The 23,860-nt window shown below is 70.5% G+C and carries 27 protein-coding genes; 21 read left to right on the forward strand and 6 right to left on the reverse strand.

Going from position 1 to position 23,860, the window contains the following annotated elements; all coding sequences use genetic code 11:
• Positions 1-11 precede the first annotated feature (11 nt).
• On the reverse strand, positions 12-659 hold the full coding sequence (locus FHX33_RS19180; RefSeq protein WP_021763732.1) for a response regulator: 648 nt from the start codon (positions 657-659) through the stop codon (positions 12-14).
• Positions 656-1,858 (reverse strand): sensor histidine kinase, encoded by a 1,203-nt coding sequence (locus FHX33_RS19185; RefSeq protein WP_021763733.1) that lies wholly within the window; start codon positions 1,856-1,858, stop codon positions 656-658. The genes FHX33_RS19180 and FHX33_RS19185 overlap by 4 nt, the downstream gene beginning before the upstream one ends.
• A 269-nt stretch (positions 1,859-2,127) precedes the next feature.
• Between FHX33_RS19185 and rplM the strand changes: the two genes are divergently transcribed.
• The 3 genes from rplM to glmM are packed head-to-tail and all read left to right on the forward strand — an operon-like array spanning position 2,128 to position 4,508.
• Positions 2,128-2,574, forward strand: coding sequence for a 50S ribosomal protein L13 (gene rplM, locus FHX33_RS19190; protein ID WP_021763734.1), 447 nt, complete (start codon positions 2,128-2,130; stop codon positions 2,572-2,574).
• Between the two features lie 48 nt (positions 2,575-2,622).
• A complete protein-coding gene (rpsI, locus tag FHX33_RS19195) occupies positions 2,623-3,120 on the forward strand; it encodes a 30S ribosomal protein S9 (RefSeq protein ID WP_021763735.1) in 498 nt (165 codons plus the stop codon).
• Positions 3,121-3,146: 26 nt separating this feature from the next.
• Positions 3,147-4,508 carry a phosphoglucosamine mutase gene (glmM, locus tag FHX33_RS19200; protein WP_021763736.1) on the forward strand — a complete coding sequence of 454 codons (1,362 nt, stop codon included), beginning with the start codon at positions 3,147-3,149 and terminating at the stop codon, positions 4,506-4,508.
• Between the two features lie 25 nt (positions 4,509-4,533).
• Here glmM and FHX33_RS19205 read toward each other — a convergent pair whose 3' ends face one another.
• The 3 genes from FHX33_RS19205 to coaA all read right to left on the reverse strand — a co-directional run bounded on the left by FHX33_RS19205 (position 4,534) and on the right by coaA (position 6,297).
• On the reverse strand, positions 4,534-4,842 hold the full coding sequence (locus tag FHX33_RS19205; RefSeq protein WP_021763737.1) for a helix-turn-helix domain-containing protein: 309 nt from the start codon (positions 4,840-4,842) through the stop codon (positions 4,534-4,536).
• A 93-nt stretch (positions 4,843-4,935) separates the two neighbouring features.
• Entirely contained in the window at positions 4,936-5,241 is a 306-nt protein-coding gene (locus FHX33_RS19210) for a helix-turn-helix domain-containing protein (protein ID WP_021763738.1), read from the reverse strand.
• 90 nt (positions 5,242-5,331) lie between these two features.
• On the reverse strand, positions 5,332-6,297 hold the full coding sequence (coaA, locus tag FHX33_RS19215; RefSeq protein WP_021763739.1) for a type I pantothenate kinase: 966 nt from the start codon (positions 6,295-6,297) through the stop codon (positions 5,332-5,334).
• A 42-nt stretch (positions 6,298-6,339) separates the two neighbouring features.
• Between coaA and glmS the strand changes: the two genes are divergently transcribed.
• The 8 genes from glmS (at position 6,340) to FHX33_RS19255 (ending at position 13,187) form a co-directional block, all read left to right on the forward strand.
• The gene (gene glmS / locus FHX33_RS19220) at positions 6,340-8,190 is read left to right on the forward strand and encodes a glutamine--fructose-6-phosphate transaminase (isomerizing) (protein WP_021763740.1); all 1,851 of its coding nucleotides are present in this window, start codon (positions 6,340-6,342) and stop codon (positions 8,188-8,190) included.
• 17 nt (positions 8,191-8,207) lie between these two features.
• Positions 8,208-8,564, forward strand: coding sequence for a holo-ACP synthase (locus FHX33_RS19225; RefSeq protein ID WP_021763741.1), 357 nt, complete (start codon positions 8,208-8,210; stop codon positions 8,562-8,564).
• Positions 8,565-8,620: 56 nt separating this feature from the next.
• On the forward strand, positions 8,621-9,676 hold the full coding sequence (gene alr / locus FHX33_RS19230) for an alanine racemase (RefSeq protein WP_183428896.1): 1,056 nt from the start codon (positions 8,621-8,623) through the stop codon (positions 9,674-9,676).
• Positions 9,673-10,206, forward strand: a complete 534-nt coding sequence (gene tsaE, locus FHX33_RS19235; protein ID WP_021764367.1) for a tRNA (adenosine(37)-N6)-threonylcarbamoyltransferase complex ATPase subunit type 1 TsaE — start codon at positions 9,673-9,675, stop codon at positions 10,204-10,206. Before alr ends, tsaE begins: the two co-directional genes overlap by 4 nt.
• A 29-nt stretch (positions 10,207-10,235) precedes the next feature.
• Positions 10,236-10,856 carry a tRNA (adenosine(37)-N6)-threonylcarbamoyltransferase complex dimerization subunit type 1 TsaB gene (gene tsaB / locus FHX33_RS19240; protein WP_021764368.1) on the forward strand — a complete coding sequence of 207 codons (621 nt, stop codon included), beginning with the start codon at positions 10,236-10,238 and terminating at the stop codon, positions 10,854-10,856.
• A complete protein-coding gene (gene rimI / locus FHX33_RS19245; RefSeq protein WP_021764369.1) occupies positions 10,853-11,338 on the forward strand; it encodes a ribosomal protein S18-alanine N-acetyltransferase in 486 nt (161 codons plus the stop codon). The genes tsaB and rimI overlap by 4 nt, the downstream gene beginning before the upstream one ends.
• Positions 11,335-12,405, forward strand: a complete 1,071-nt coding sequence (gene tsaD, locus FHX33_RS19250) for a tRNA (adenosine(37)-N6)-threonylcarbamoyltransferase complex transferase subunit TsaD (RefSeq protein ID WP_183428868.1) — start codon at positions 11,335-11,337, stop codon at positions 12,403-12,405. Before rimI ends, tsaD begins: the two co-directional genes overlap by 4 nt.
• Before the next feature lie 86 nt (positions 12,406-12,491).
• Positions 12,492-13,187 carry a DUF4190 domain-containing protein gene (locus FHX33_RS19255; RefSeq protein ID WP_183428869.1) on the forward strand — a complete coding sequence of 232 codons (696 nt, stop codon included), beginning with the start codon at positions 12,492-12,494 and terminating at the stop codon, positions 13,185-13,187.
• A gap of 24 nt (positions 13,188-13,211) precedes the next feature.
• On the opposite strand, the gene FHX33_RS19260 is transcribed toward FHX33_RS19255, so the two are convergent.
• Positions 13,212-14,399, reverse strand: coding sequence for a THUMP-like domain-containing protein (locus tag FHX33_RS19260; protein WP_183428870.1), 1,188 nt, complete (start codon positions 14,397-14,399; stop codon positions 13,212-13,214).
• Between the two features lie 137 nt (positions 14,400-14,536).
• Here FHX33_RS19260 and groES point away from each other — a divergent pair, with 137 nt between their 5' ends.
• The 10 genes from groES (at position 14,537) to guaB (ending at position 23,849) form a co-directional block, all read left to right on the forward strand.
• Positions 14,537-14,833, forward strand: coding sequence for a co-chaperone GroES (gene groES / locus FHX33_RS19265; protein ID WP_021763071.1), 297 nt, complete (start codon positions 14,537-14,539; stop codon positions 14,831-14,833).
• A gap of 85 nt (positions 14,834-14,918) precedes the next feature.
• The gene (rarD, locus tag FHX33_RS19270) at positions 14,919-15,845 is read left to right on the forward strand and encodes an EamA family transporter RarD (protein ID WP_021763072.1); all 927 of its coding nucleotides are present in this window, start codon (positions 14,919-14,921) and stop codon (positions 15,843-15,845) included.
• A gap of 4 nt (positions 15,846-15,849) precedes the next feature.
• On the forward strand, positions 15,850-16,845 hold the full coding sequence (locus FHX33_RS19275; RefSeq protein WP_021763073.1) for an Lrp/AsnC family transcriptional regulator: 996 nt from the start codon (positions 15,850-15,852) through the stop codon (positions 16,843-16,845).
• A 96-nt stretch (positions 16,846-16,941) separates the two neighbouring features.
• Positions 16,942-18,432: an aldehyde dehydrogenase family protein gene (locus FHX33_RS19280; RefSeq protein ID WP_021763074.1), complete on the forward strand. Its 1,491-nt coding sequence runs from the start codon at positions 16,942-16,944 to the stop codon at positions 18,430-18,432.
• On the forward strand, positions 18,429-19,151 hold the full coding sequence (locus FHX33_RS19285) for a gamma-glutamyl-gamma-aminobutyrate hydrolase family protein (protein ID WP_021763075.1): 723 nt from the start codon (positions 18,429-18,431) through the stop codon (positions 19,149-19,151). The genes FHX33_RS19280 and FHX33_RS19285 overlap by 4 nt, the downstream gene beginning before the upstream one ends.
• A complete protein-coding gene (locus tag FHX33_RS19290) occupies positions 19,148-19,627 on the forward strand; it encodes a DUF3830 family protein (protein ID WP_021763076.1) in 480 nt (159 codons plus the stop codon). The genes FHX33_RS19285 and FHX33_RS19290 overlap by 4 nt, the downstream gene beginning before the upstream one ends.
• A complete protein-coding gene (locus FHX33_RS19295; protein ID WP_021763077.1) occupies positions 19,624-20,523 on the forward strand; it encodes a transporter substrate-binding domain-containing protein in 900 nt (299 codons plus the stop codon). The genes FHX33_RS19290 and FHX33_RS19295 overlap by 4 nt, the downstream gene beginning before the upstream one ends.
• A gap of 10 nt (positions 20,524-20,533) precedes the next feature.
• Entirely contained in the window at positions 20,534-21,499 is a 966-nt protein-coding gene (locus tag FHX33_RS19300; protein WP_021763078.1) for an amino acid ABC transporter permease, read from the forward strand.
• Positions 21,496-22,260, forward strand: a complete 765-nt coding sequence (locus FHX33_RS19305) for an amino acid ABC transporter ATP-binding protein (protein WP_021763079.1) — start codon at positions 21,496-21,498, stop codon at positions 22,258-22,260. Before FHX33_RS19300 ends, FHX33_RS19305 begins: the two co-directional genes overlap by 4 nt.
• Positions 22,261-22,346: 86 nt before the next feature.
• The gene (guaB, locus tag FHX33_RS19310) at positions 22,347-23,849 is read left to right on the forward strand and encodes an IMP dehydrogenase (RefSeq protein WP_021763080.1); all 1,503 of its coding nucleotides are present in this window, start codon (positions 22,347-22,349) and stop codon (positions 23,847-23,849) included.
• Positions 23,850-23,860: the final 11 nt, after the last annotated feature.

Below are 23,860 nucleotides of genomic sequence, written 5' to 3' on the forward strand. Positions count from 1 at the left end.
TCAGGTGGACGTCAGCGCACGAGTCCGTTCTCGTAGGCGAACGCGACCAGCTGCACGCGCGATGCCAGCCCCAGCTTCTGCAGGATGCTGCGCATGTGGCTCTTCACGGTGGTCTCCGAGATGAACGCGACCTGACCGGCCTCCGCGTTGCTCAGCCCGCGCGCGGCGAGGAGGAAGACCTCCTTCTCTCGCGCGGAGAGGGCCGCGATCCTCTCGGTTCGCGGCGGTCGGACGCGCTCGCCGCCGAACAGTGCGGCCGTCTCTTTCGGTGCGATCACGGAGTGCCCGGCGTGCACGGTGCGGATGGCCGCGAGAAGGAAGTCGGGCGTCGTGTCCTTCATGACGAAGCCATCGGCGCCGGCACGCATCGCGCGGGCCACTGCCTCGTCGCGCTCGAACGTCGTGAGCACGATGATCCGGGGCGCATCGTCGCCGGTGAGCGTCGAGCGGATGCGCGCGGTGGCGCCGATGCCGTCGAGCAGCGGCATGCGCAGGTCCATCAGGACGACGTCCGGGCGTTCCCGCACGGTCAGCGCGACGCCGGCCTCGCCGTCGTGCGCCGCACCCGCGAACTCCAGGTCGGGTTGCGACTCCAGCAGCATCCCGATGCCCGAGCAGAAGAGGGGCTGATCGTCGACGACGGCGACACGGATGCTCACGCGAGCACCGCCTGCGCCGCGGGGATGAAGGCGGTGACGAGGAAACCGCCGCCCTCCTCCTCATCGGGTCCGGCGTCGAGCCAGCCGCCCGCGAGGCGCGCCCGCTCACGCATCCCGTGCACTCCGCGGCCGCTCCCGGATTCCGGCGCGGCCGCGTCGGCATACTCGCCGCCGGTCGACGCGACGGAGACCATCATCCCCCCGCCCCGGGCGTCGAGCACGACGCGCGCGCTCGCGCCCGAGCCGCCGTGCTTCAGCGCGTTCGTGAGCGCCTCCTGCACGATCCGGTAGACGGCGAGCTCTTGCGCCGGGGTCAGGCCGGCGGGCTCCGCGAACCGCTCCACCTCGGTGGACAGACCGGCATCGCGCATCCGTTCGACCAGGGCGTCGATGTCGCCGACCGCGGGCGTGGCCCGACCGTCGGGCTCGGCCACGAGCGTCTCGATCAGCATCCGCACCTCGGTGAGGGAGGAGCGCGCCGACATGGCGATGGTCTCGAGCGATTGCGCCATCGCCTCGGGCCGTTCCCCGGACAGGGCGCGAGAGCCGTCCGCCTGCGCCAGGATGACCGAGAGGGAGTGCGCCATGATGTCGTGCACATCCTGAGCGATCCGCTCGCGCTCGCCGGCGACGATCGTCTCGGTCTCGGCCCGGAGCACGTCCTCCCGCGCCGCGGCGAGGGCCCTCTCCTGCGCGGCGATCCTCCGGCGTGCGCCGATCAGGATGCCGACGGACCACGACGCGAGGCCGGCGAGCGGCAGGCTGACGAGAAGGACGGGGCGCATGGCCGGATCCGCCCGATCGACGCCGTACCCCCAGCACAGCATCCAGGCGATCAGCGCGCCTCCGCCGAGAGCATAGGCGAGCGGGAACAGGCGACGCTTGCCGGGCAGAGTCGCCGCGGTCACGACGACGACGATGACGTTGCCGACGTAGAGTGCCGGATCGAAAGCAGTGATGGGCGGGATGAACTGCACCGCGAGCGCCGACGCGCCCAGTGCGAGCGCGGTCAGAGGCAGTAGCCGGGAGAGCGCGATGGCGAGCGACTGGAGGAGCAGCACGGCCCAGAACAGCACCGCTGCCGGCTCGTCTCCCGCGATCGGGTTCCGGCCGACTTCGCCCACTGCCCACAGGGCGAACCAGACCATCCCGATCACAGGCTCGAACAGCGGCCGTGCGGAGACGATGACGTTCTTCATGCTCCTCAACCTAGGATCGGTGGCGCGTCCCGACGAGCGATACCGCCCGAAATCCTCCCCAGGGCGGAACGGTGCAGCCCAGAAGGCGCACCGGTTTGACCGCATCCGGGCGTGTCGCGTAGTATTGACTTTTGGTGTCCGCGCCTCCTGCGGTGCGGCATGCGAACGTGAGCCCTCCACCGGCACGGTTCGACTCTCATCGAGACGAGAACCCCCATCGGAGTGGGATTCACGAACTCCTCCGTTCGATACAGAAAGCAGCCACTACTGTGACGCGCACTTATTCCCCGAAGGCAGACGAGATCCAGCGCGACTGGGTCGTCATCGACGCGACCGACGTCGTGCTCGGCCGTCTCGCCAGCCACACCGCCGCCCTCCTGCGCGGCAAGCACAAGGCGACGTTCGCCCCCCACCTGGACTCGGGCGACTTCGTCATCATCATCAACGCGGACAAGGTCGCCCTGACCGGCCAGAAGGCCGAGCAGAAGAAGGCGTACCGCCACTCGGGCTACCCGGGCGGCCTCAAGGCCACCACCTACTCCGAGCTCCTGGAGAAGAACCCGATCCGCGCCGTCGAGAAGGCCGTCCGCGGCATGCTCCCGAAGAACTCCATCGGTCGCGCCCAGCTCCGCAAGCTGAAGGTCTACACCGGAAACGAGCACCCGCACGCCGCCCAGCAGCCGAAGCAGTACACGCTCGGCCAGGTCGCCCAGTAGGCGATTCCAGACCTTCACGACTGACAGAGACAAAGGATTATCACCATCGTGGCGAAGATCGCAGACAGCATCGAGTCGGCCCCGGCCGAGAACGTCGAGTCCTACTCGACCGAGACCCCGGCCACTGAGGCCCCGGCCGCCCCGCGCGCCGTCCTCTCCGTTCCGGGCGCGGCCGTCGGCCGACGCAAGGAGGCCATCGCGCGTGCGCGCCTGGTCCCCGGTTCCGGCACCATCACGGTCAACGGCCGTGCGTTCGCCGACTACTTCCCGAACAAGCTGCACCAGCAGCTGATCAACGACCCGTTCAAGGTTCTCGACCTGCTCGGCTCCTACGACGTCGTCGCACGCATCACCGGCGGCGGCCCCTCGGGTCAGGCCGGCGCCCTGCGTCTGGCCATCGCGCGCGCTCTCAACGAGATCGACCGCGAGAACAACCGTCCGAACCTGAAGAAGGCCGGCTTCCTCACTCGTGACGCCCGCGTCACCGAGCGCAAGAAGGCTGGTCTCAAGAAGGCCCGCAAGGCGTCGCAGTTCTCCAAGCGCTAACGACTCCGAGCGTTTAGGCTGCCGATATGCCACGTCTTTTCGGAACCGATGGAGTCCGTGGACTCGCCAACGGTAGCCTCACCGCCGACCTCGCGCTCGGCCTCGCTCAGGCAGCAGCTGCTGTCCTGACGCGAGGCCGCAGCGCCGAGGAGCGGCGTGCCGCCGGCAAACGGCCGACGGCGATCGTCGCCCGCGACCCTCGCGTCTCGGGCGAATTCCTGTCTGCGGCGGTCGCCGCGGGCCTCGCCAGTTCTGGCATCGACGTGTTCGACGCGGGTGTCATCCCGACGCCCGCCACGGCCTTCCTCATCGCCGACTTCGACGCGGACTTCGGTGTGATGGTCTCGGCCTCGCACAATCCGGCCCCGGACAACGGCATCAAGATCTTCGCTCGTGGTGGCACCAAGCTCCCCGACCAGGTCGAGAACCGCATCGAGGAGCACCTGGGCCTCGAGAAGCTGACGCCCACGGGCGCCGGCGTCGGCCGCATCCGCCGCTTCGCCGACGCGGAGGACCGGTACGTGGTCCACCTGCTCGGCAGCCTCCCGCACCGCCTCGACGGCATCCACGTCGTGCTCGACTGCGCGCACGGCGCCGCCGCCGGCATCTCGCCCGAGGTCTTCACCGACGCGGGCGCTCGCGTCACCGTCATCGGGGACTCCCCGGACGGCATGAACATCAACGACGGTGTCGGCTCCACCCACCTCGACAACCTCGCCAAGGCGGTCCTCGCGGCCGGTGCCGACGTCGGCATCGCCCACGACGGCGACGCCGACCGCTGCCTCGCGATCGACGCCGACGGCAACGTGGTCGACGGCGACCAGATCATGGCGATCCTCGCGCTCGGCATGAAGGAGCGCGGCAAGCTCAAGGACGACACCCTCGTCGCCACCGTCATGAGCAACCTCGGGCTGAAGCTCGCGATGCGCGACGCCGGCATCCGGGTCGTCGAGACCGCGGTCGGTGACCGCTACGTGCTCGAGGAGATGAACAAGAACGGCTACTCCCTCGGCGGCGAGCAGTCGGGCCACGTCATCATGAGCGAGTTCGCCACCACCGGCGACGGCATCCTCACCGGCCTCCACATCCTCAGCGAGATGGCGCGCCAGGGCAAGCCGCTCTCGGAGCTGGCGAAGGCCATGACGATCTACCCGCAGGTGATGATCAACGTGAAGGGTGTGGACCACCACGCCGTCCACACCGACGAAGAGCTGCGCGCCGCCGTCGCGTCGGTCGAGCAGACCCTGGGGGAGAGCGGCCGCGTGCTGCTGCGCCCGTCGGGCACCGAGCCGCTGGTGCGCGTGATGGTGGAGGCGGCCGACCAGCCGACCGCCGAGCGCCTGGCGAACGAGCTCGCCGACGTCGTGCGCGACCGCCTCACGGTCTGATCGGACCCGCCGACGACGGATCGCGTCAGCGGCCGTCCTGCTGCCGCCGTGCGGCGATGTAGTCGAGCGCCGAGTACGGCCGGTCCTTCTCGGGGAGCATCCCCTCCTCGGCGAGTCCGGCCATGAGGGCGGCCGGGTCGAGCGACATCGTCATCGCGAGCTGGACGATGGTCGTCAGTGTCGGGTTGCCGCCACCGCGCTCGAGGCGCCCGTAATTGGCGAGATCCACGCCGCTCAGGTGCGCGATGTCGTACTGCGAGCAGCCGAGCTCGAGTCGCCGCGCTCGCAGACGCTCGCCGAAGACGCGGGAGGCCTCGGAGCGCGCGCGTGACATGCTCTCAGCATCCGCTCCCCTGATCTTGCAGACCAGTGGATGGACGCGCCAGGCCTGTGGGCATGAGGCATTCATGCCCGAATGCCGACGCGGTCAGCTTTCCTGCGCCCGGCGCGCGGCGATGAAGTCCGCGACCGAGTAGGCGCGCTCGCGCTCGGGCAGCATCCCGTCGCCGTACAGCCCGGCCAGCAGGACTGCGGGATCGGAGTCGAGCGCCGTGGCGAGCCGGACGATGGTGTGCAGCTCGGAGTTGGCTTCGCCGCGCTCGATCCGCCCGTAGTTGGTGACGTGCATCTCGGCGAGGTTCGCGATGTCCTCCTGGCTCAGGCCGAGCGCGAGTCGTGCCGCGCGGACGCGCTCGCCGAAAAGACGGGCGGCCTGTGATCGAGGTGCTGCCATACCTCATGACTACGCGACCCGACCCTGGCTGACCAGAGTGCCCGCACGTCAGCCTCGAGAGCCTGAGGGCCATGGGCCTCAGGCACGTGGTCAGAGTTTGCGGAGCAGGACGGAACTCACCGTGTGGTCGGCGTCCTTGCGGAGCACGAGCTTGGCCCGCGAGCGCGTCGGCCGGATGTTCTGGAGGAGGTTCGGCTCGTTGATCCGCGACCAGATCGAGGAGGCACGAGCCCGCGCCTCCTCCTCGGTGAGGTCGGCGAAGCGGTGGAAGTACGACTGCGGGTTGGCGAACGCGCCCCGCTGCAGCTTGAGGAAGCGCTCCTGGTACCAGCGGGCGATGTCGCGGGTGCGTGCGTCGACGTAGACGCTGAAGTCGAACAGGTCGCTCACCGCGAGCCTGTTGCCGCCACCCGCCGGTTGGAGGACGTTCAGTCCTTCGACGATCAGCACGTCCGGTCGGCGCACGACGACCTCCGCGTCCGGGACGATGTCGTAGCTGAGGTGCGAGTAGAAGGGCGCGCGCACCTCGGGCGCACCGCTCTTGATCTCGGTCACGAACCGCAGGAGCGAGCGGCGGTCGTACGACTCCGGGAATCCCTTGCGCTCCATCAGTCCCCGGCGTTCGAGCTCGGCGTTCGGCAGCAGGAATCCGTCGGTCGTGACGAGCTCGACCCGCGGAGTGTCCTCCCAGCGGGAGAGGAGTTCCCGGAGCAGGCGGGCGATGGTCGACTTGCCCACCGCGACGGAGCCCGCCACCCCGATCACGAACGGCGTGCGCTGCGAGCGCTCGCCGAGGAAGTCGCTCGTCACCCGGTGCAGCTGCCGCGCGCCGCCGACGTAGAGGTTGAGGAGCCGGCTGAGCGGGAGGTAGACCTGCTCGACCTCGCGCATGTCGAGCGGGTCGCCCAGACCGCGCAGCTGCACGATCTCGGTCTCCTTCAACGGAAGCTGCGTGTTCTGCGCGAGCTCGGCCCAATCGGCCCGGTCCAACTCGACGAAGGGGGTGCTGGAGTCGCCGCCTGTGGGTTCGCCGCGACCGGCGCCGTTGTCACGCATAGGCGACAAGTCTAGGCCGTGCCCCAGGTTAGAATCGGGTCCATGTGTGGAATCGTGGGGTACGTCGGTACCGATAAGAGCCTCGAGGTGCTTCTCGGCGGTCTCAAGCGTCTGGAGTACCGCGGATACGACTCCGCCGGCATCGCCGTCATCGGCCCGGACGGACGTCTGGGCACGGCCAAGAAGGCCGGCAAGCTGGCGGTCCTCGCCGGCGACCTCGAGGCGCACCCCATCCCGAACGGCAGCACGGGCATCGGCCACACCCGCTGGGCGACCCACGGCGGACCGACCGATCGCAACGCGCACCCGCACCTGGGTGACGACGGCAAGCTCGCCGTCATCCACAACGGCATCATCGAGAACTTCGCGACCCTCAAGGACGAGCTGCTCGCCGACGGCTTCGAGTTCGAATCCGAGACCGACACCGAGGTCGCGGCCGTGCTGCTCGGGCGCGAGTACCGGGCGACCGGTGACCTGGGCCAGGCCTTCCAGCGCGTCGTGTCGCGGCTCGAGGGTGCGTTCACCCTCCTCGCCCTGCACAAGGACCAGCCGCATGTCGTCGTCGGTGCGCGCCGCAACTCCCCGCTGGTGATCGGTCTGGGCGACGGGGAGAACTTCCTCGGCTCGGACGTCGCCGCGTTCGTGGAGCACACCCGCCGCGCGATGGCGATCGGCCAGGACCAGATCGTCACGATCACCCCCGACGCCGTCACCGTGACCGACTTCGCCGGTGCCCCGGTCGAGGTCGAGCCGTTCGAGGTCGCCTGGGACGCCTCCGCCGCCGAGAAGGGCGGCTGGTCCTCGTTCATGGCGAAGGAGATCGCCGAGGAGCCGGACGCCGTCGCCAACACGCTGCGCGGACGCGTCGTCGACGGCGAGGTGCACATCCCGGAGCTCGACGCCCTCGGCGACGACTTCTTCACCGGCATCGACCGCATCACCGTCGTGGCCTGCGGCACGGCTGCGTACGCCGGCCTCGTCGGCTCCTACGCGATCGAGAAGTGGGCGCGCGTGCCCGTCACCGTCGAGCTCAGCCACGAGTTCCGCTACCGCGAGCCGGTCATCACCGACGGCACCCTGATCATCTCGATCAGCCAGTCCGGCGAGACCATGGACACCCTCATGGCGGTGAAGTACGCCCGTGAGGCGGGAGCCAAGGCCATCTCCGTCTGCAACACGCAGGGTGCGACCATCCCGCGCGAGTCCGACGCCGCCCTCTACACGCATGCCGGCCCGGAGGTCGCCGTCGCGTCGACCAAAGCGTTCGTCGCGCAGATCACGGCCCTCTACCTCTTCGGCCTGCACCTGGCGCGCGTGCGCGGCACCCTCTCCGACGCGCAGCAGCGCGACGCCGTGGAGGAGCTGGGCGCGGTCCCCGAGAAGATCGCCACGGTCCTCGAGTCCCACGAGACCATCGCGCAGCTCGCGCGCTGGATGTCGGACACCCGTTCCGTGCTCTTCCTCGGTCGCCACGTCGGCTACCCGATCGCCCTCGAGGGCGCGCTCAAGCTCAAGGAGCTCGCGTACATCCATGCCGAGGGCTTCGCCGCCGGTGAACTGAAGCACGGTCCGATCGCGCTGATCGAGCCGGGGCAGCCGGTGTTCGTCGTGGTCCCGAGCCCGCGCTGGTCGGACGAGCTGCACAAGAAGGTCGTCTCCAACATCCAGGAGATCCGCGCCCGCGGCGCTCGCGTCATCGCGATCGCCGAGGCGGGCGACGCGGCCGTGCTGCCGTTCGCCGACGAGGTCATCCGCATCCCGCTGGCCGCGCCGCTCTTCGAGCCGCTGCTCGCGGTGGTGCCCCTGCAGATCTTCGCGATGGAGCTGTCGGCGGCGAAGGGGCTGGACGTCGACCAGCCGCGCAACCTCGCCAAGTCCGTCACGGTCGAGTAAGCGGAAGCGGTCGCAACGTGATCGCCGGCATCGGTGTCGACGTCGTCGACCTGGCGCGGTTCGCGCGGTCGCTCGAGCGCACGCCGAAGCTGCGCGAACGCCTCTTCACCGAGGCGGAGCGCGGGCTCCCCGTGCACTCGCTCGCGGCCCGCTTCGCTGCGAAAGAAGCGCTGATCAAGGCGCTGGGCGGCTCCGAGGGCGTGCGCTGGCACGACATGGAGATCGTGCCCGACGAGGAGAGGAACCCGGGATTCGTGCTGCACAACGTGGTCGAGCGCCAGGTGCGCGAGCGCGGGATCGCGCACATCCACGTGTCGATGTCGCACGACGCCGGGATCGCGACGGCGTTCGTCATCGCGGAGACGGCCTCGTGAGCGCGTTCCGTGAGCTCGAGGTCGACCTCGACGCGCTGACCGCGAACGTCGAGCGGATGCGCGTGCACGTCGGCACACCGCACGTCATGGCGGTGGTCAAGGCGAACGCGTACGGGCACGGCGCTGTCGCATCGGCCCGGGCGGCCCTCGCGGGCGGCGCGGACTGGCTGGGCGTGGCCGACCTCACCGAGGCACTGCAGCTGCGCGACGCGGGGATCGATGCGCCCGTGCTGGCGTGGCTGCACGATCCCGATGAAGACTTCCGCCTGGCGGCCGACGCGGGCGTGGATGTGGGGATCTCCTCGCTGGCGCAGTTGGAGGTCGCGGCCGACGCCGCTCGGACCGTCGCTCCGCTCGCCGTGCACATCAAGGTCGAGACCGGCCTCAGCCGCAACGGCGTCGCGGAGGAGGAGTGGGACGCGGTCTTCACGCGCGCGCACGAGCTGGAGGAGGAGGGCGTGATCCGCGTCCGCGGCATCTTCAGCCACCTGTCCAACGCCTCCGACGACGACGACCGCGCCGCGATCGCGGTGTTCGAGCGCGGCCTGGCCCGCGCCGCCGCGGCGGGCGTCGAGCCGGAGCTGCGCCACATCGCGGCCAGCGCCGCCGCGATCGCCCTCCCGGAGTCCCGCTACGACCTCGTGCGGCTCGGCCTGTCGATCTACGGCCTCTCGCCCTACGGCGCCGAGTCCGGGCGGTCGCTCGGGCTCCGCCCCGTGATGACCGTGCGCGGCCGGGTCGCGGCCGTGCGTCGCGTCCCCGCGGGCAAGGGCGTCTCCTACGACTACACGTATCGCACGGAGCGCGAGACCACGCTCGCCCTCGTCCCCCTCGGGTATGCCGAAGGCATCCCGCGCAGCGCCTCGAACGTCGCGCCGGTCGCGATCGCCGGGCGTCCGTTCACCATCTCGGGCCGCGTCGCGATGGATCAGTTCGTCGTCGACGTCGGCGACCTGGAGGTCGCGGTCGGCGACGAGGTCGTGCTGTTCGGGGATCCTGCGACCGGCGTCCCGTCGGCCTACGACTGGGCCGACGCGTGCGGCACCATCAGCTGGGAGATCGTGACCCGGCTCGACGGCCGCGTCCGGCGCACCTTCCGGGGCGGACGATGACCGTCGCCGAATCCGTCGAGCCGCCCGCGACGCGGGTCGTCGCGACGCGGGAGGCGATGCACGCGCTCGGCGTCGAGCTGGCGTCCATCCTGCGCCCGGGTGACCTCCTGGTGCTGACCGGACCGCTCGGCGCCGGGAAGACCACGCTCACCCGCGGGATCGGCGAAGGCCTCCACGTCCGCGGGCCCGTCACGAGTCCGACCTTCGTGCTCGCCCGCACGCACCCCAGCCTGATCGGCGGCGTACCGCTCGTCCACGTCGATGCCTACCGGTTGTCGAGCGCGCTCGAGCTCGACGACCTCGACATCGACTTCGCCGGGTCGGTCGTCGTCGTGGAGTGGGGGAGCGGGATGCTCGACGGCGTCGCCGAATCGTGGCTGGAGGTCGTCATCGAGCGGCCGACCGGCGCGGGCGCGTCGGACGTCGACGCGACGGACGACGAGGACGACGAACTCGACGACGACGAACTCGATGCCGACGAGCCTCGCACCGTCCGTATCACCGGGTTCGGCCCGCGCTGGACGGCGTGACGCGGGCGCAGGACGCCTAGGCTGGAGGCATGCTTCTCGCCATCGACACCTCCTCCGGGACGAGCGTCGCCGTGGTCGACCGGGACGCCGGGGTGCTGTCCGAGGTCGTCGAGGCCGACACGATGCGGCACGCCGAGGTGATCGGCACCCTGATCCGCGAGGCCCTCGACCTCTCCGGCGTACCGGTGTCCGCGCTCTCGGGCGTGGTGGCGGGGATGGGGCCGGGTCCGTTCACGGGCCTGCGTGTCGGCATCGCCGCGGCGAAGGCCTTCGCGATCGGCGCAGGGCGGCCGCTGGTGCCCGTCGTCAGCCACGACGCCATCGCCGCGGAGCGATTCGCCGCGGGTCAGGAGGGACCGCTCCTGGTGGTGACCGACGCCCGCCGGCGCGAGCGGTACTGGACGGCCTACAGCGGTGTCGACGAGCTCGGCCTCCCCATCCGGCTCGACGGACCGGGCCTCGGCAAGCCCGACGAACTCCCGCATTCCGGGATCGCCCGCGTCGACGCGACCGTGGTGAGCGCGGGACGGCTCGGGATGATCGCCGAGATCCGCTACGCCAACAAGCGGCCGTTCGACGCGGACGAGCCCCTCTACCTCCGTTCGCCCGATGTGACGCTCTCCGCCGGGCCGAAGCGGGTGAGCGCGTGACCGCCTGGGAGCTGCGCCGCGCCGCCGAGACGGATGTCCCGGCGATCATGGAGCTGGAGCGGGCGCTGTTCGTCAACGACGCGTGGTCCGAGCGGTCGATGCGCTCCGAGGTCACCGGCCAGCACGGCTACTACCTCGTCGCGTTCCCGCCCGGCGAGCCGGAGCAGATCGACGCCTACGCCGGGCTCCTGGCGCCGCGCGGCGCGGGCGAGGGCGACATCCAGACCATCGCCGTCGCACCCCACGCCCGCCGTCACGGCCTAGCGCGGACGCTCATGAACGCGCTGATCGGCGAGGCGCGTTCGCGCGGCGCCCGCGAGATCTTCCTCGAGGTGCGCGCCGACAACCCGGGCGCGCAGGCGCTGTACCTCTCCCTCGGCTTCGAGGAGATCGGGGTGCGGCCGCAGTATTACCAGCCGGACGGCGTGGACGCCATCGTGATGCGCCTCACCGTCCCGACCCCGGAGACGACGATCGCATGAACCGCGACGAACCCCTGGTGCTCGGCATCGAGACCTCCTGCGACGAGACCGGCGTCGGGATCGTGCGCGGCACGACGCTGCTCGCCAACACCATCGCGTCCTCCATGGACGAGCACGCGCGCTACGGCGGCGTGGTCCCCGAAGTCGCTGCGCGCGCCCACCTGGAGGCCCTGACGCCGACCCTCCGCACGGCCGTGGCGGACGCCGGGATCGAGCTGGCGGACGTCGATGCGATCGCCGTGACCAGCGGACCGGGCCTCTCGGGCGCGCTGATGGTCGGGGTCGGCGCGGCGAAGGCGCTCGCCGTGTCGCTCGGCAAACCGCTGTACGCGGTGAACCACCTCGTCGGCCACGTCGGCGCCGATCTCCTGGACGCGTCGGGCGGCCCGGGCCACCCGGTGGAGCTGCCGACGATCGCCCTCTTGGTCTCGGGAGGTCACACCTCCCTGCTCCTCGTGCGCGATCTGGTCTCGGACGTCCAGTTGCTCGGCGAGACCATCGACGACGCGGCGGGCGAGGCCTTCGACAAGGTGGCCCGCGTGCTCGGGCTGCCGTATCCGGGTGGACCGCAGATCGACCGGGTGGCCGCCGACGGCGACCCCCGCGCGATCCGGTTCCCCCGCGGGCTCACGAAGCCCAAGGACCTCGAGCAGCACCGCTACGACTTCTCGTTCTCGGGGCTGAAGACCGCGGTCGCCCGCTGGGTCGAGCAGCGGCAGGACGCGGGGGAGGAGGTGCCCGTCTCCGACGTGGCCGCCAGCTTCCGCGAGGCCGTCGTCGACGTGCTGCTGACCAAGGCCGTCGCCGCCTGCCGCGACCACGGCGTCCCGCGCCTGTTGCTCGGCGGGGGCGTCGTCGCCAACGCGCGCGTGCGCCAGCTGGCGGCGGAACGGACCCGCGAGGCGGGCATCGCGCTGCGCATCCCGGCGCTCTCGCTCTGCACCGACAACGGGGCGATGATCGCCGCCCTCGGCGCGCAGCTCGTGATGGCCGGACGCGAGCCGAGCGAGCTCACCTTCGGCGCCGACTCGACGCTGCCCGTCACCGAGATCCAGGTGGCCCGCTAGTCGTTGACACCCCGCGGCCCCGCTGGGACGATGGGATGGCCCAGGGAGTTCCCAGAAATTCCCGTAGCTAGAAGGAGATGCGGAACATGACCGATCCGAACGCGCCCGCCGGCCCCACGGACCCCGACGCCCAGAACGGAGCGGTCCCGCCCGCGGAGCCCGTGGCCCCGGCCACCGAGTCGGCTCCCGCAGCGCCGCCCGCCCCTCCTGCTGCACCCGCCCCTGACGCGGGATCCGTGCCGCCGGTCGCCCCGCCCGCCGCTCCCGCCTACGGCCAGCAGCCGCAGGCCCCGTACGGCCAGCAGCCGCAGCAGCCGCAGCAGCCGTACGGTCAGCCGCAGCAGCCCTACGGGCAGCAGCCGCAGTACGGCCAACAGCCCCAGCAGCCCTACGGCCAGCCGCAGCAGCCGTATGGTCAGCCGCAGCAGCCGTACGGGCAGCAGCCCCCGGCTCCCGGCTACGGCGCGCCGGCCTACGGTCAGCCTGCGCCCGGGTACGCCCAGCCCTACGCGGCGCCCTCGAAGACGCCCATCCTGAGCATCCTCTCGCTCATCGGCGGCATCGTCGGCATCGTGCTCAACATCGCCTGGGGCATCGGCGTGCTGTTCGGCATCGCGGCGGTCGTGCTCGGCTTCCTCGGCCGGAGCAAGGAGCCGCAGGCGAAGGGATTCTGGCTCACCGGCCTCATCCTGGGCTTCGTGAGCATTGCGATCGCGATCATCGTCTGGATCGGGTTGGCGATTCTGTTCGCGAGCTTCTCCGCCAACTACAACACGTACTGACGCGGGTCGCGGCGCCGGGCGGCCTCAGAGCCGCTCGGCCAGCAGCGCGGTGTGCCGACCGGCGATCCTGGTGAGAATCAGGGTCGCCGAGCGGTCGCCGCTGAGCGCCAGGCGCTTGCGGAGCGCGGCGGGGTCGACATCCACGCCGCGCTTCTTGATCTCCAGGGTGCCGATGCCGCGGTCGCGCAGCGCGCGCTTGAGGTCGCGCTCGCCGTACGGGAGGGTCTCGAGTACCCGGAACCCGGCGGCGAACGGCGTCTCCACCGCGGCGTCCGCCGTGATGTACGCGATGCCGTCGGCGACCATGCGTCCGCCGAGCGAGCGGGCCAGGTCGCCGATCAGGCGAGCGCGGATCACCGCGCCGTCCGGCTCGTAGAGGTAGTCGCCGAGGTCGCCGGTCTCGGCGTCCTCGCTGTCGGCCTCCGCCGTCAGCTCGTGGGCGTCGTCGCCGCGCAGCACGAGTGCCGCTCGGCGCGTCCCGCTCCGTGCGAGCGCACCGAACCACAGGCCGAGCTCGACCACCTGGCCGTCGGACGAGATCCACTGGGCCTCGGCGTTCGAGGGGATGAGGTCGCGGTCGAATCCGGGACCGAGCTTGATTCCGACGGAGCGCCCGGTTGCGATCTCGTAGGCGAAGCCGAGGGAGGGCGTGTAGTCGTCGGGATCGGTCAGCCGCTCGGTCTGCGCGTGTCCCGCCGTCCGGCGGGCGGGATCGAGGAAGACGCCGTCGACGGCGCGCAGGTCGGTCTCCTCGGCGCGACCGTGCACGACGGTCGCGGACGGGAACGGGGCGAGGTTGTAGGCGGCGATGGCCGCGGTGACCTCGTCCGCTTCGACGGCGGTCACCTCCAGGTCGATGGCCGCGAAGGCGAGGGCGTCGCCGCCGATCCCGCAGCCGAGGTCGGCCACGCGGCGGATGCCCGCCGTGCGGAAGCGGCCGGCGTGCCGGGCGGCCACCGAGAGCCGCGTCGCCTGCTCCAAGCCGGCCTCGGTGAAGAGCATCCGGGAGGCGAAGTCGCCGAACTTCGCGACGGCCTTGCGCCGCAGCTTCGACTGGGTGAGGACGGCGGCGACCAGGCCGGGGGAGTGCCCCTGCTTGCGCAGGTCGGTGACGAGACGCAGCACGTCCTTCTCGGTCCGGTACGGGGGCAGGGAGTCGAGCAGGCGGAGCCCTTCCGAGCTCAGCAGTTCGACGAATTCGGACCGTTCCATGACCCACACGCTACCTCTTGGCACTCACGTTGCGTGACTGCTAACGCACCCTCTAGACTCTCGTTAGCACTCGCAGTGCGAGGCTGCTAACTCACGTCTTCTGTCAAGACACCGTTCGTCATAGGAAAGGGGTCAACGTGTCGGTCTCCATCAAGCCGCTCGAAGATCGCATCGTCATCAAGCAGGTCGAGGCTGAGCAGACCACTGCGTCCGGTCTGGTCATCCCCGACACCGCCAAGGAGAAGCCGCAGGAGGGCGAAGTCGTCGCCGTGGGCCCCGGCCGCATCGACGACAACGGCAACCGCATCCCCCTCGACGTCGCCGTCGGCGACAAGGTCATCTACTCCAAGTACGGTGGCACCGAGGTCAAGTTCGGCGGCGAGGACCTCCTCGTCCTCTCGGCCCGCGACGTGCTCGCGGTCGTCGTCCGCTGACGCACCCCGTCTCACGTCCGGCCCGGATGCCTTCTGGCATCCGGGCCGTTCTCGTCTGTCGGCCGGGGTCGCTAGAGTCTGTCGGGTGACACCGCCTGCTCCCACGACCGACCGCCGCACCTCCGGACTGGTCTTCGCCCTCTCGGCGCACGTCCTGTGGGGCGTCCTCACCCTCTACTTCATCGCCCTGGCACCCACGACGGCGTGGGAGATCGTCGCCTGGCGCGTCGTCTTCTCGCTGGTGTTCTGCGCCCTCCTGATCACGGTGACGCGGGCGTGGCGTCCGCTCGTCGCGCTGATCCGCTCGCCGCGCATCCTGTTCACGATGGCCCTCGCCGGCGCGCTGATCTACGTCAACTGGCAGACGTACGTGCTCGCCACGGTGACCGGGCACGTGGTGGAGGCCGCCCTCGGCTACTTCATCAACCCGATCGTCACGGTCCTCCTCGGCGTCCTCGTGCAGCGCGAGCGGCTGCGCCCGGCCCAGTGGGTCGCGGTCGCGCTGAGCGCCGTGGCCGTGATCGTCCTCGCGGTCGGCTACGGCGCCTTCCCGTGGATCGCGCTGGTGCTGGCGTTCTCGTTCGGCTTCTACGGGCTCATCAAGAAGCGCGTCGGGCCCTCGGTCGACGCGGTCTCCGGGCTCACGCTGGAGACGATGTGGCTCACCCCGGTCGCCATCGTGCAGCTGGTCATCGTGGGGATGACCACGGGAATCACCCTCGGCGCGTACGGCACGTGGCACACGATCGCGCTGGCCGGCGCGGGCGTCGTGACGGCGGTGCCGCTGCTGTTCTTCGCCGCGGCCTCCCGGCGCCTCCCGCTCGTCTACATGGGGTTCGTGCAGTACGTCACGCCGCTCATCCAGTTCATGGTCGGCGTGTTCGTGCTGCACGAGGCGATGCCGCCCGAACGGTGGCTCGGCTTCGGGATCGTCTGGCTGGCCCTCGTCGTGCTCAGTGTGGACATGATCGTCTCCGCTCGCGGCGTGCGCCGGGATGCCCGGCTAGCGTAGGGGCGTGGCCATCTCCACCGATTTCGACGAACTCGACTCCCGCATCGCGGCGGCGCTCCAGGCGAACGGGCGCGCCAGCTGGGGGCTCATCGCCAAGGTGATCGACGCTCCGGTGCGCACGATCGCGCGCCGCGGGCAGCGCTTGCTGGACGTGGGCGCCGTGCGCGTCTCCACCTATCTCGATACGACGATGGTGGGGGATGCGCGCCCGCTCGTCATCCAGATCGGCACCCGGCCGGGCCGGGCGGTCGCGGTTGCGCAGGCGCTCGCCACGCGCCCCGACGCGTCGAGCGTGTCTGTGCTCGAGAGCGGCGCAGACGTGATCTGCCAGCTCATGCCGCGCACACCGGAGGAGAGCGCCCGGCTGGTGGTGGAGGAGCTCCCCGAGCTCGACCACCTGGTGTCGGTGCGCGTCGGGACGGTGCTCAAGTTCTTCCGCTCCGGCTTCGACTGGACGGCCATCCCGCTCCCGCCGGCCGTGCTGGCGCAGCTCCGCAACGGGGAGGAGCCGGCCCCGCGCGCGAGCGGGCGTGTGGCGCTCTCGGCGGACGACGACCGGCTGGTCGCAGTGCTCGCCGAGGACGGCCGTGCCACGGCGAGCGACGTGGCGGAGCGGATCGGTGTCACCCCTCCGACGGTGAAGCGGCGGCTCGACGCCCTGCTCGGCGCCGGCGTGCTGCACGTGCGCACCGAGATCAGTCCCGCCCTGCACGGGTTGCGCGTCGAGGCGCTCACCTGGCTGCAGGTCTCTCCCGACCGCGTGGAGGCGGTGGGGGAGGCGCTCGGGCGGCATCCCTCCGTGCGCTTCTGCGCCGCCTGCACCGGGGCCACCCAGTTGCTGGTCGACTGCGTCGTCGAGGACGAGCACGCCCTGTACCGGTTCCTCACCGAGGACGTCGCCGCTCTGGGCGTCACGGCGGCGCAGACGTCGGTCGTGCTCGCTCCCGTCCGCCGCGGTCCGATGCTCGTCGCCGAGTTGCCGGATGTGGCTGATTTGTAAACATCTTGTTGCAGAAGTGGCCGAAACCTAAATTTGTGATTGCGATAGTGGCCGTTAACGCATAACCTCACTTCAACCAATGGAGAGAGGGCGGCAATGCGAGACACCTGGCAGCACGCGGCGGGGAACCTGAACTGGGACACCGCGCCGCTCGTGGGCGGCCGCCGGCTCCTCTCCGACGCCCCCACCGGGTTCGACCTCGTCAGCCCCCGCGACGGCTCCGTTCTGGCCGTCGTGGCCGACGGGACCGCCTCTGACGTCGACGCCGCCGTCCGTTCGGCGCGTGCCGCCTTCGAGAGCGGCGCCTGGTCGCGGCGGTCGGCGATCGAGCGCGGGCGCGTGCTGATCCGCTTCGGTGACCTCGTCGAGCAGAACGCCCGCGAGCTCGCGCTGCGGATCTCGCTCGAGATGGGCAAGCCCGTGCAGGACGCCCTCGGCGTCGAGCTGCGTGCGGTCGCCCAGTGCCTGCGCTGGTACGGCCAGCTGGCCGACAAGCTGCCGGGGGAGGCTCCGGAGGCCACTCCCGACGCGCTCGCCCTGGTGACCCGCGAGCCCGCCGGCGTGGTCGGCGCCGTCGTCCCCTGGAACTTCCCCCTCACGATGACGGCCTGGAAGCTCGGCCCCGCCCTCGTCGCCGGCAACAGCGTGGTCCTCAAGCCCGCGGAGCAGACCACGGTCTCGGCACTCCGGCTCGGCGAGCTCGCGCTCGAGGCGGGACTGCCCGCCGGGGTGCTCAACGTCATCCCGGGCCGGGGCGACACGGTCGGCGAGGCACTCGGCCGCCACCCCGACGTGGACGTGCTCACCTTCACCGGGTCGGTGGGCGTCGGCCGCCGCTTCCTCGTCTACTCGGCGGAGTCCAACGGCAAGCGCGTCTGGCCGGAGCTCGGCGGCAAGTCCGCCTCCGTCATCCTGAGCGATGCCGACGTGGAGGCCGCCGGCCGCTCGACGGCGTGGGGCGCCTTCTACAACCAGGGGCAGATGTGCAGTGCGTCGTCGCGCATGGTCGTCCTCCGCGACGTGCACGACCGGGCGGTGGAGGCGGCGGTCGCCCAGGCAGCGGCGATGGCGCCGGCCGACCCGCTCAGCGGGGAGGCGCCGAGTGGGGCCGTGGTGAGCGAGCGGCAGCTCGAGCGCATCCTGGGCTTCGTGGAGCGCGCGCTCGCCGACGGGGCGACGCTCGCCGCGGGGTCCACCTCCCGCCACGACATCGGCACCGGCCGCGGCAGCTACATCGCCCCGATCGTGCTCACCGGCGTCCGCCCGGAGATGGAGATCGCCCAGGTCGAGGTGTTCGGCCCGGTGCTCTCGGTCATCGCGGTCGACAGCGTCGACGAGGCGGTCGCGGTGGCCAACGGCACGCCGTTCGGGTTGGGCGCCGGGCTCTGGACGCGCGATCTCTCGGCCGCCCACCTGGTCTCCCGACGCTTGCGGGCCGGGACCGTCTGGGTCAACTGCTACGAGGAGGGCGACATGTCGATGCCCTTCGGCGGTGTCGGTGCGAGCGGATACGGCCGAGACAAGGGCGCCCACGCGGTGGACAAGTACACCGACGTGAAGAGCACCTGGATCGAGCTGGGCGCATGACCGGCCCGATCATCGCCGTCACGGTCTGGCGCCGCGCGCTCGCGACGGGACTCGGCGCGCAGACCGACCTCTACACGCTCGGCGGCGAGTACGCCGACAGCGTCCAGGCCGCCGGCGGCATCCCGCTGCTCGTCCCCGACGTCGTCGACCCGGACGTGCGCGCACTCCTCTCCCGTGTCGACGGGGTGCTCCTCTCGGGCGGCCAGGACGTGGCCTCCGGCCCCCGCGACGCGACCGAGCACGCGATCCTCACCGAGGCCCAGCGGATCGGCATGCCCGTCTTCGGCATCTGCCGCGGCCTGCAGATCCTCAACGTCCACCGCGGGGGCACGCTCGTCGCCGACCTCCCGCACACCTCGGACCACCCCGCTGTCGGGAGCGGGGAGGAGCGGCTCAGCCGGCACCGGATCGTGGACGGTGCCGGCTGGGTCGCGGATTCCCTGCCCGACGACGGCGTCGTGAACTCGATCCACCACCAGGCGATCGACCGCCTCGGCGCCGGGCTGGCCATCGCCGCCCGCGCCGAGGACGGCACGATCGAGGCCGTGGCCGGGACCGACACCTCGCGTTTCCTCCGGGCGGTGCAGTGGCACCCGGAGAAGATGCCAGGCGTGGAGGGGCGCGCCCACGCGACGCGCCTGCTCGCGCCCTTCATCGCGGCCGCCGACGGATACCGCCGGCGTGCCGCATCCACCCCTAGAGACAAGGAGTTCGTGTGAGCACGACCCCCAAGCGCATCTTCCTCGAGTTCGAGGGCGGCCCGCGCGCCGAAGCGACCCTGCTGCTCGACGCCGCGCCGAAGACCGCCGAGGCGATCTGGAGCGCACTCGAGTCGCCCGTGAGCGACGATGTCATGCACGCGATGTACGCCGGCCCCGAGATCATGTTCGGGCTGCCGCAGAGCGCGCAGACGTTCGACCCGACCGCCCTCCCGGCGGAGAACCAGCAGGTCATCCCCGCCGCGGGCGACCTGGTCTGGTTCTTCCAGCCCAAGGAGCTCATGGCCGGGCTGGACTTCGAGCTGTGGGAGGTCGGCATCTTCTACGGCAAGGGCGGCCGGATCTTCGGCCCGCTCGGCTGGACCCCCTGCACCATCTGGGCGTCGATCACCAGCGGACTCGAGGAGTTCGCGGCGGCGTGCCAGGAGACCCGCACCATCGGACTGAAGAAACTCACCATCGGGAGAATCGAATGACGATCACACGTTCCCTCCGCCGCGGCCCCCTCGCGGCGGGCATCGGCATCGCGGCGGCAGCGGCCGCGCTGCTCACCGGCTGCAGCAGCACCCCGGCATCCTCGTCGGGCTCCGCCTCCTCCACGCCCTCGACGGCGACGGTCGAACTGCCGTCCTCCTTCGCGGGCAAGGACCTGGTGGCGCCCGCCGTCACCGGGTACCCGCCGTACGCCTACCTCGACGGCGGCAAGATCGTCGGCATCAGCACCGACCTCGCCACCGCCGTCGGCGGACCCTGGGGCACCAAGGTGACCCTCAAGCAGGACTCCTTCGAGAACGCGCTCCTCGGCGTCAACAGCGGCAACTACTTCGGCGCGTTCGGCGCCGACGTCACCGCCGAGCGCGAGAAGACGTTCGACCAGGTCTCCTTCCTCGAGGACCACTACCAGTTCATGGGGCTCAAGGGCGCCGACCTCGGCACGAGCATGGACGACCTGTGCGGCCTGAAGATCTCCGTCGTCGCGGCCGACAGCGCCATCCCGGTGCTGCAGGAGCAGTCCACGAAGTGCACCGCTGCGGGCAAGAAGGAGATCAACGTCCAGACCTTCGCCGACCAGGGCGCTGCGACCCTCGCGGTCAGCAGCAAGCAGGTCGACGCGACGACCGCGACGCTGACCAACCTCGGGTACATTTCGAAGCAGTCGTCCGGCCAGTTCTCGATCGGCGGCCCGAAGTACCAGTTCGTCCTCATCGGCATCGCCACCAAGAAGGGCAACGGGATGGCGCAGGCGCTCGCCGACTCCATCAACGAGCTCATCGCCAACGGCGAGTACACGAAGATCCTCAAGAAGTACGGGGTCGAGGGCGACGCCATCGACAAGGCAGAAGTCAACCCGGACCCCAACGTCGGAGAGTAACAGCACCCTCATGCCCGAACACGAACAGGGATCGGCGGCCCTCGCGCCGCACATCCCCAACCGCCACATCATGCGCTGGGTGGTCGCCGCCCTGCTCGTGCTCCTCCTGCTCGGCTGGCTCCAGGGCCTGGCGTTCAACCAGGCCCTGGACTGGCCGACCATCGGGCAGTACTTCCTGAACTACGACGTGCTGGCCGGTCTCGGCCGCACGCTGCTCATCACCGCGATCTCCATCGTCGTCGCCGTCATCCTGGGCGCACTGCTCGCCACGATGCGGCTCTCCGACAACCCGGTGCTGCGCGGGCTCGCCTGGCTGTACGTCTGGTTCTTCCGGTCGATCCCGCTGCTGGTGCTGCTGGTGCTGACGTTCAACCTGTCGTTGCTCTGGCCGACCATCGACATCGGCATCCCGTACGGGCCGGTGTTCCTGTCGATCAACACGCAGGAGCTCATCAACCCGCTGGTCGCCGCCATCGTGACGTTCTCGCTGCAGCAGGCCGCGTACACGTCCGAGGTGCTGCGGGCATCCATCCAGTCGGTGCCCGCCGGTCAGCGCGAGGCGGCCGTCGCGCTCGGGATGACGCGCACCCGCACCATGATGAAGATCGTCTTCCCCCAGGCGTTCCGGGTCGCACTCCCGCCGATCGCGAACGACACCATCAACCTGCTGAAGTCGACCTCCCTCGTCGCCTTCATCGCCGTGCCCGACCTGATGTACTCGGTCCAGCAGATCTACTCGTCGAACTTCCGCATCGTGCCGCTGCTGATCGTGGCGACGCTCTGGTACATGATCGTCGTCTCGATCCTGTCCGTCGGGCAGTACTTCATCGAGCGCGCCCTGCGTTCGTCGCCCTCGCGCGTCGGCCGGCGCACCATCGAGGTGGAGCCGGTCCTCCCGGACTCCGCCACCCCGGACGACACCGCCGCCGAGAGCGCGACGCCCACCGACGCGACGCCGAAGGAGAACCGCGCATGAGCCCCTTCCTGCAGGTGACCGACGTCACCAAGCGCTACGACGACGTGACCGTCATCGACGACGTGAGCCTGGAGGTCGAGCGCGGCGAGACCGTGGTGCTGCTCGGTCCGTCGGGTGCCGGCAAGAGCACCCTCCTGCGCTGCATGAACATGCTCGAGCGCATCGATCGCGGCCGCATCGTGCTCGACGGCGAGGAGCTCGGCTGGAAGCCTCGCAAGGGCGTCATGCGCGAGCTCTCGGGCCGCGCCGAGGCCCGGCAGCGCCAGGAGATCGGGATGGTGTTCCAGAGCTTCAACCTGTTCGCCCACCTCACCGTGCTGCAGAACGTGATCGAGGCTCCCGTCGGCGTGCTGAGACGCCCGAAGGCGGAGGCGATCGCCGAGGCGCACGAGCTGCTGCGCCAGGTCGGACTCGACCACAAGGCCGACGCCTACCCGGCGCAGCTCTCGGGCGGTCAGCAGCAGCGCGTCGCGATCGCCCGCGCCCTCGCGATGCACCCCAAGCTCATGCTCTTCGACGAGCCGACCAGCGCGCTCGACCCCGAGCTGGTGAGCGAAGTCCTCGACGTGATCAAGGGTCTGGCGTCCACCGGCATGACCCTGGTGATCGTCACGCACGAGATCGGCTTCGCCCGCGAGGTGTGCGACCGGTTCGTGTTCATGGAGGAGGGACGCATCGTCGAGACGGGCGCCTCCGACCGCCTCACGGTCGACGGAGCGACGAGCCCGCGCACGCGCAACTTCCTCTCCCGCGTGCTCTGAGCCCGCGCTCAGCCGATTCGGAATAGAGGACCAGGCGCAGCCGTTACCATGGGACATCCACATACGCGCATCTTGATAGGGGTGAAATGGACCAGGCGGATCCGTTCGGATTCATCGGTTTGACCTACGACGACGTCATGCTGCTCCCCGGGCACACCGACGTCATCCCGAGCGAGGCTGATACCTCGACGCGCCTGACCAAGCGCATCTCACTGGCCGCCCCGCTGCTCTCGAGCGCGATGGACACCGTCACCGAGTCCCGCATGGCGGTCGCGATGGCACGTCAGGGCGGCATCGGCATCATCCACCGCAACCTCTCCATCGAGGACCAGGCGGCGCATGTCGACAAGGTGAAGCGCTCGGAGTCGGGCATGATCACGAACCCGGTGACGACCACGCCGGACGCGACGGTCGAAGAGGTCGACATCCTCTGCGGTCAGTTCCGCGTCAGCGGTCTCCCGGTGATCGAGAGCGACGGCTCGCTCGTCGGCATCATCACCAACCGCGACATGCGGTTCGTCTCGCCGTTCGAGCGCTCCACGACCCTCGTGCGCGACGTCATGACGCGGCAGCCGCTCATCACGGCCCCGGTCGGCATCGACCCGGACTCCGCGGTCGCGATCTTCGCCGAGCACAAGATCGAGAAGCTCCCCCTGGTGGACGCCGACGGCAAGCTCCGCGGCCTCATCACGGTGAAGGACTTCGACAAGAGCGAGAAGTACCCGTTCGCCACCAAGGACGACGAGGGCCGCCTGCGCGTCGGCGCGGCCATCGGCTTCTTCGGCGACGGCTGGGAGCGCGCGATGACCCTCATCGACGCGGGGGTCGACGTCATCGTCGTCGACACCGCGAACGGCGACAGCCGCGGTGTGCTCGACATCATCAGCCGGCTCAAGCACGAGCCGCGCGCTTCCCACGTCGACGTGATCGGCGGCCAGGCCGCGACGCGCTCCGGCGCGCAGGCCCTGATCGACGCCGGTGCGGACGCCATCAAGGTCGGCGTCGGCCCCGGCTCCATCTGCACGACCCGCGTCGTGGCCGGTGTCGGCGTGCCGCAGGTCACTGCGGTCTACGAGTCCTCGCTGGCCGCTCGCCCCGCGGGCGTACCGCTCATCGCGGACGGCGGCCTCCAGTACTCGGGTGACATCGCCAAGGCCCTCGTCGCCGGTGCGGACAGCGTCATGCTCGGCTCGCTGCTGGCCGGAACCACCGAGTCGCCCGGCGACCTGGTCTTCGTCAACGGCAAGCAGTACAAGAACTACCGCGGCATGGGATCGCTCGGTGCGATGCAGACCCGCGGCAAGAAGACCTCGTACTCCCGCGACCGCTACTTCCAGGCGGACGTGCCGAGCGACGAGCAGCTGATCGCCGAGGGCATCGAGGGGCAGGTGCCGTACCGCGGCCCGCTCTCCGCCGTCGCGTACCAGCTGCTCGGCGGGCTGCGCCAGTCGATGTTCTACGTCGGCGCGCGCACCATCCCGGAGCTCAAGGAGAAGGGCAAGTTCGTCCGCATCACCCCGGCCGGTCTGAAGGAGTCGCACCCGCACGACATCCAGATGGTCGCCGAAGCGCCGAACTACCGCCACTGAGACACACCCCG

Origin of the sequence: Leifsonia aquatica (assembly GCF_014190775.1) — a bacterium.
GTDB classification, from domain to species: domain Bacteria; phylum Actinomycetota; class Actinomycetes; order Actinomycetales; family Microbacteriaceae; genus Leifsonia; species Leifsonia aquatica.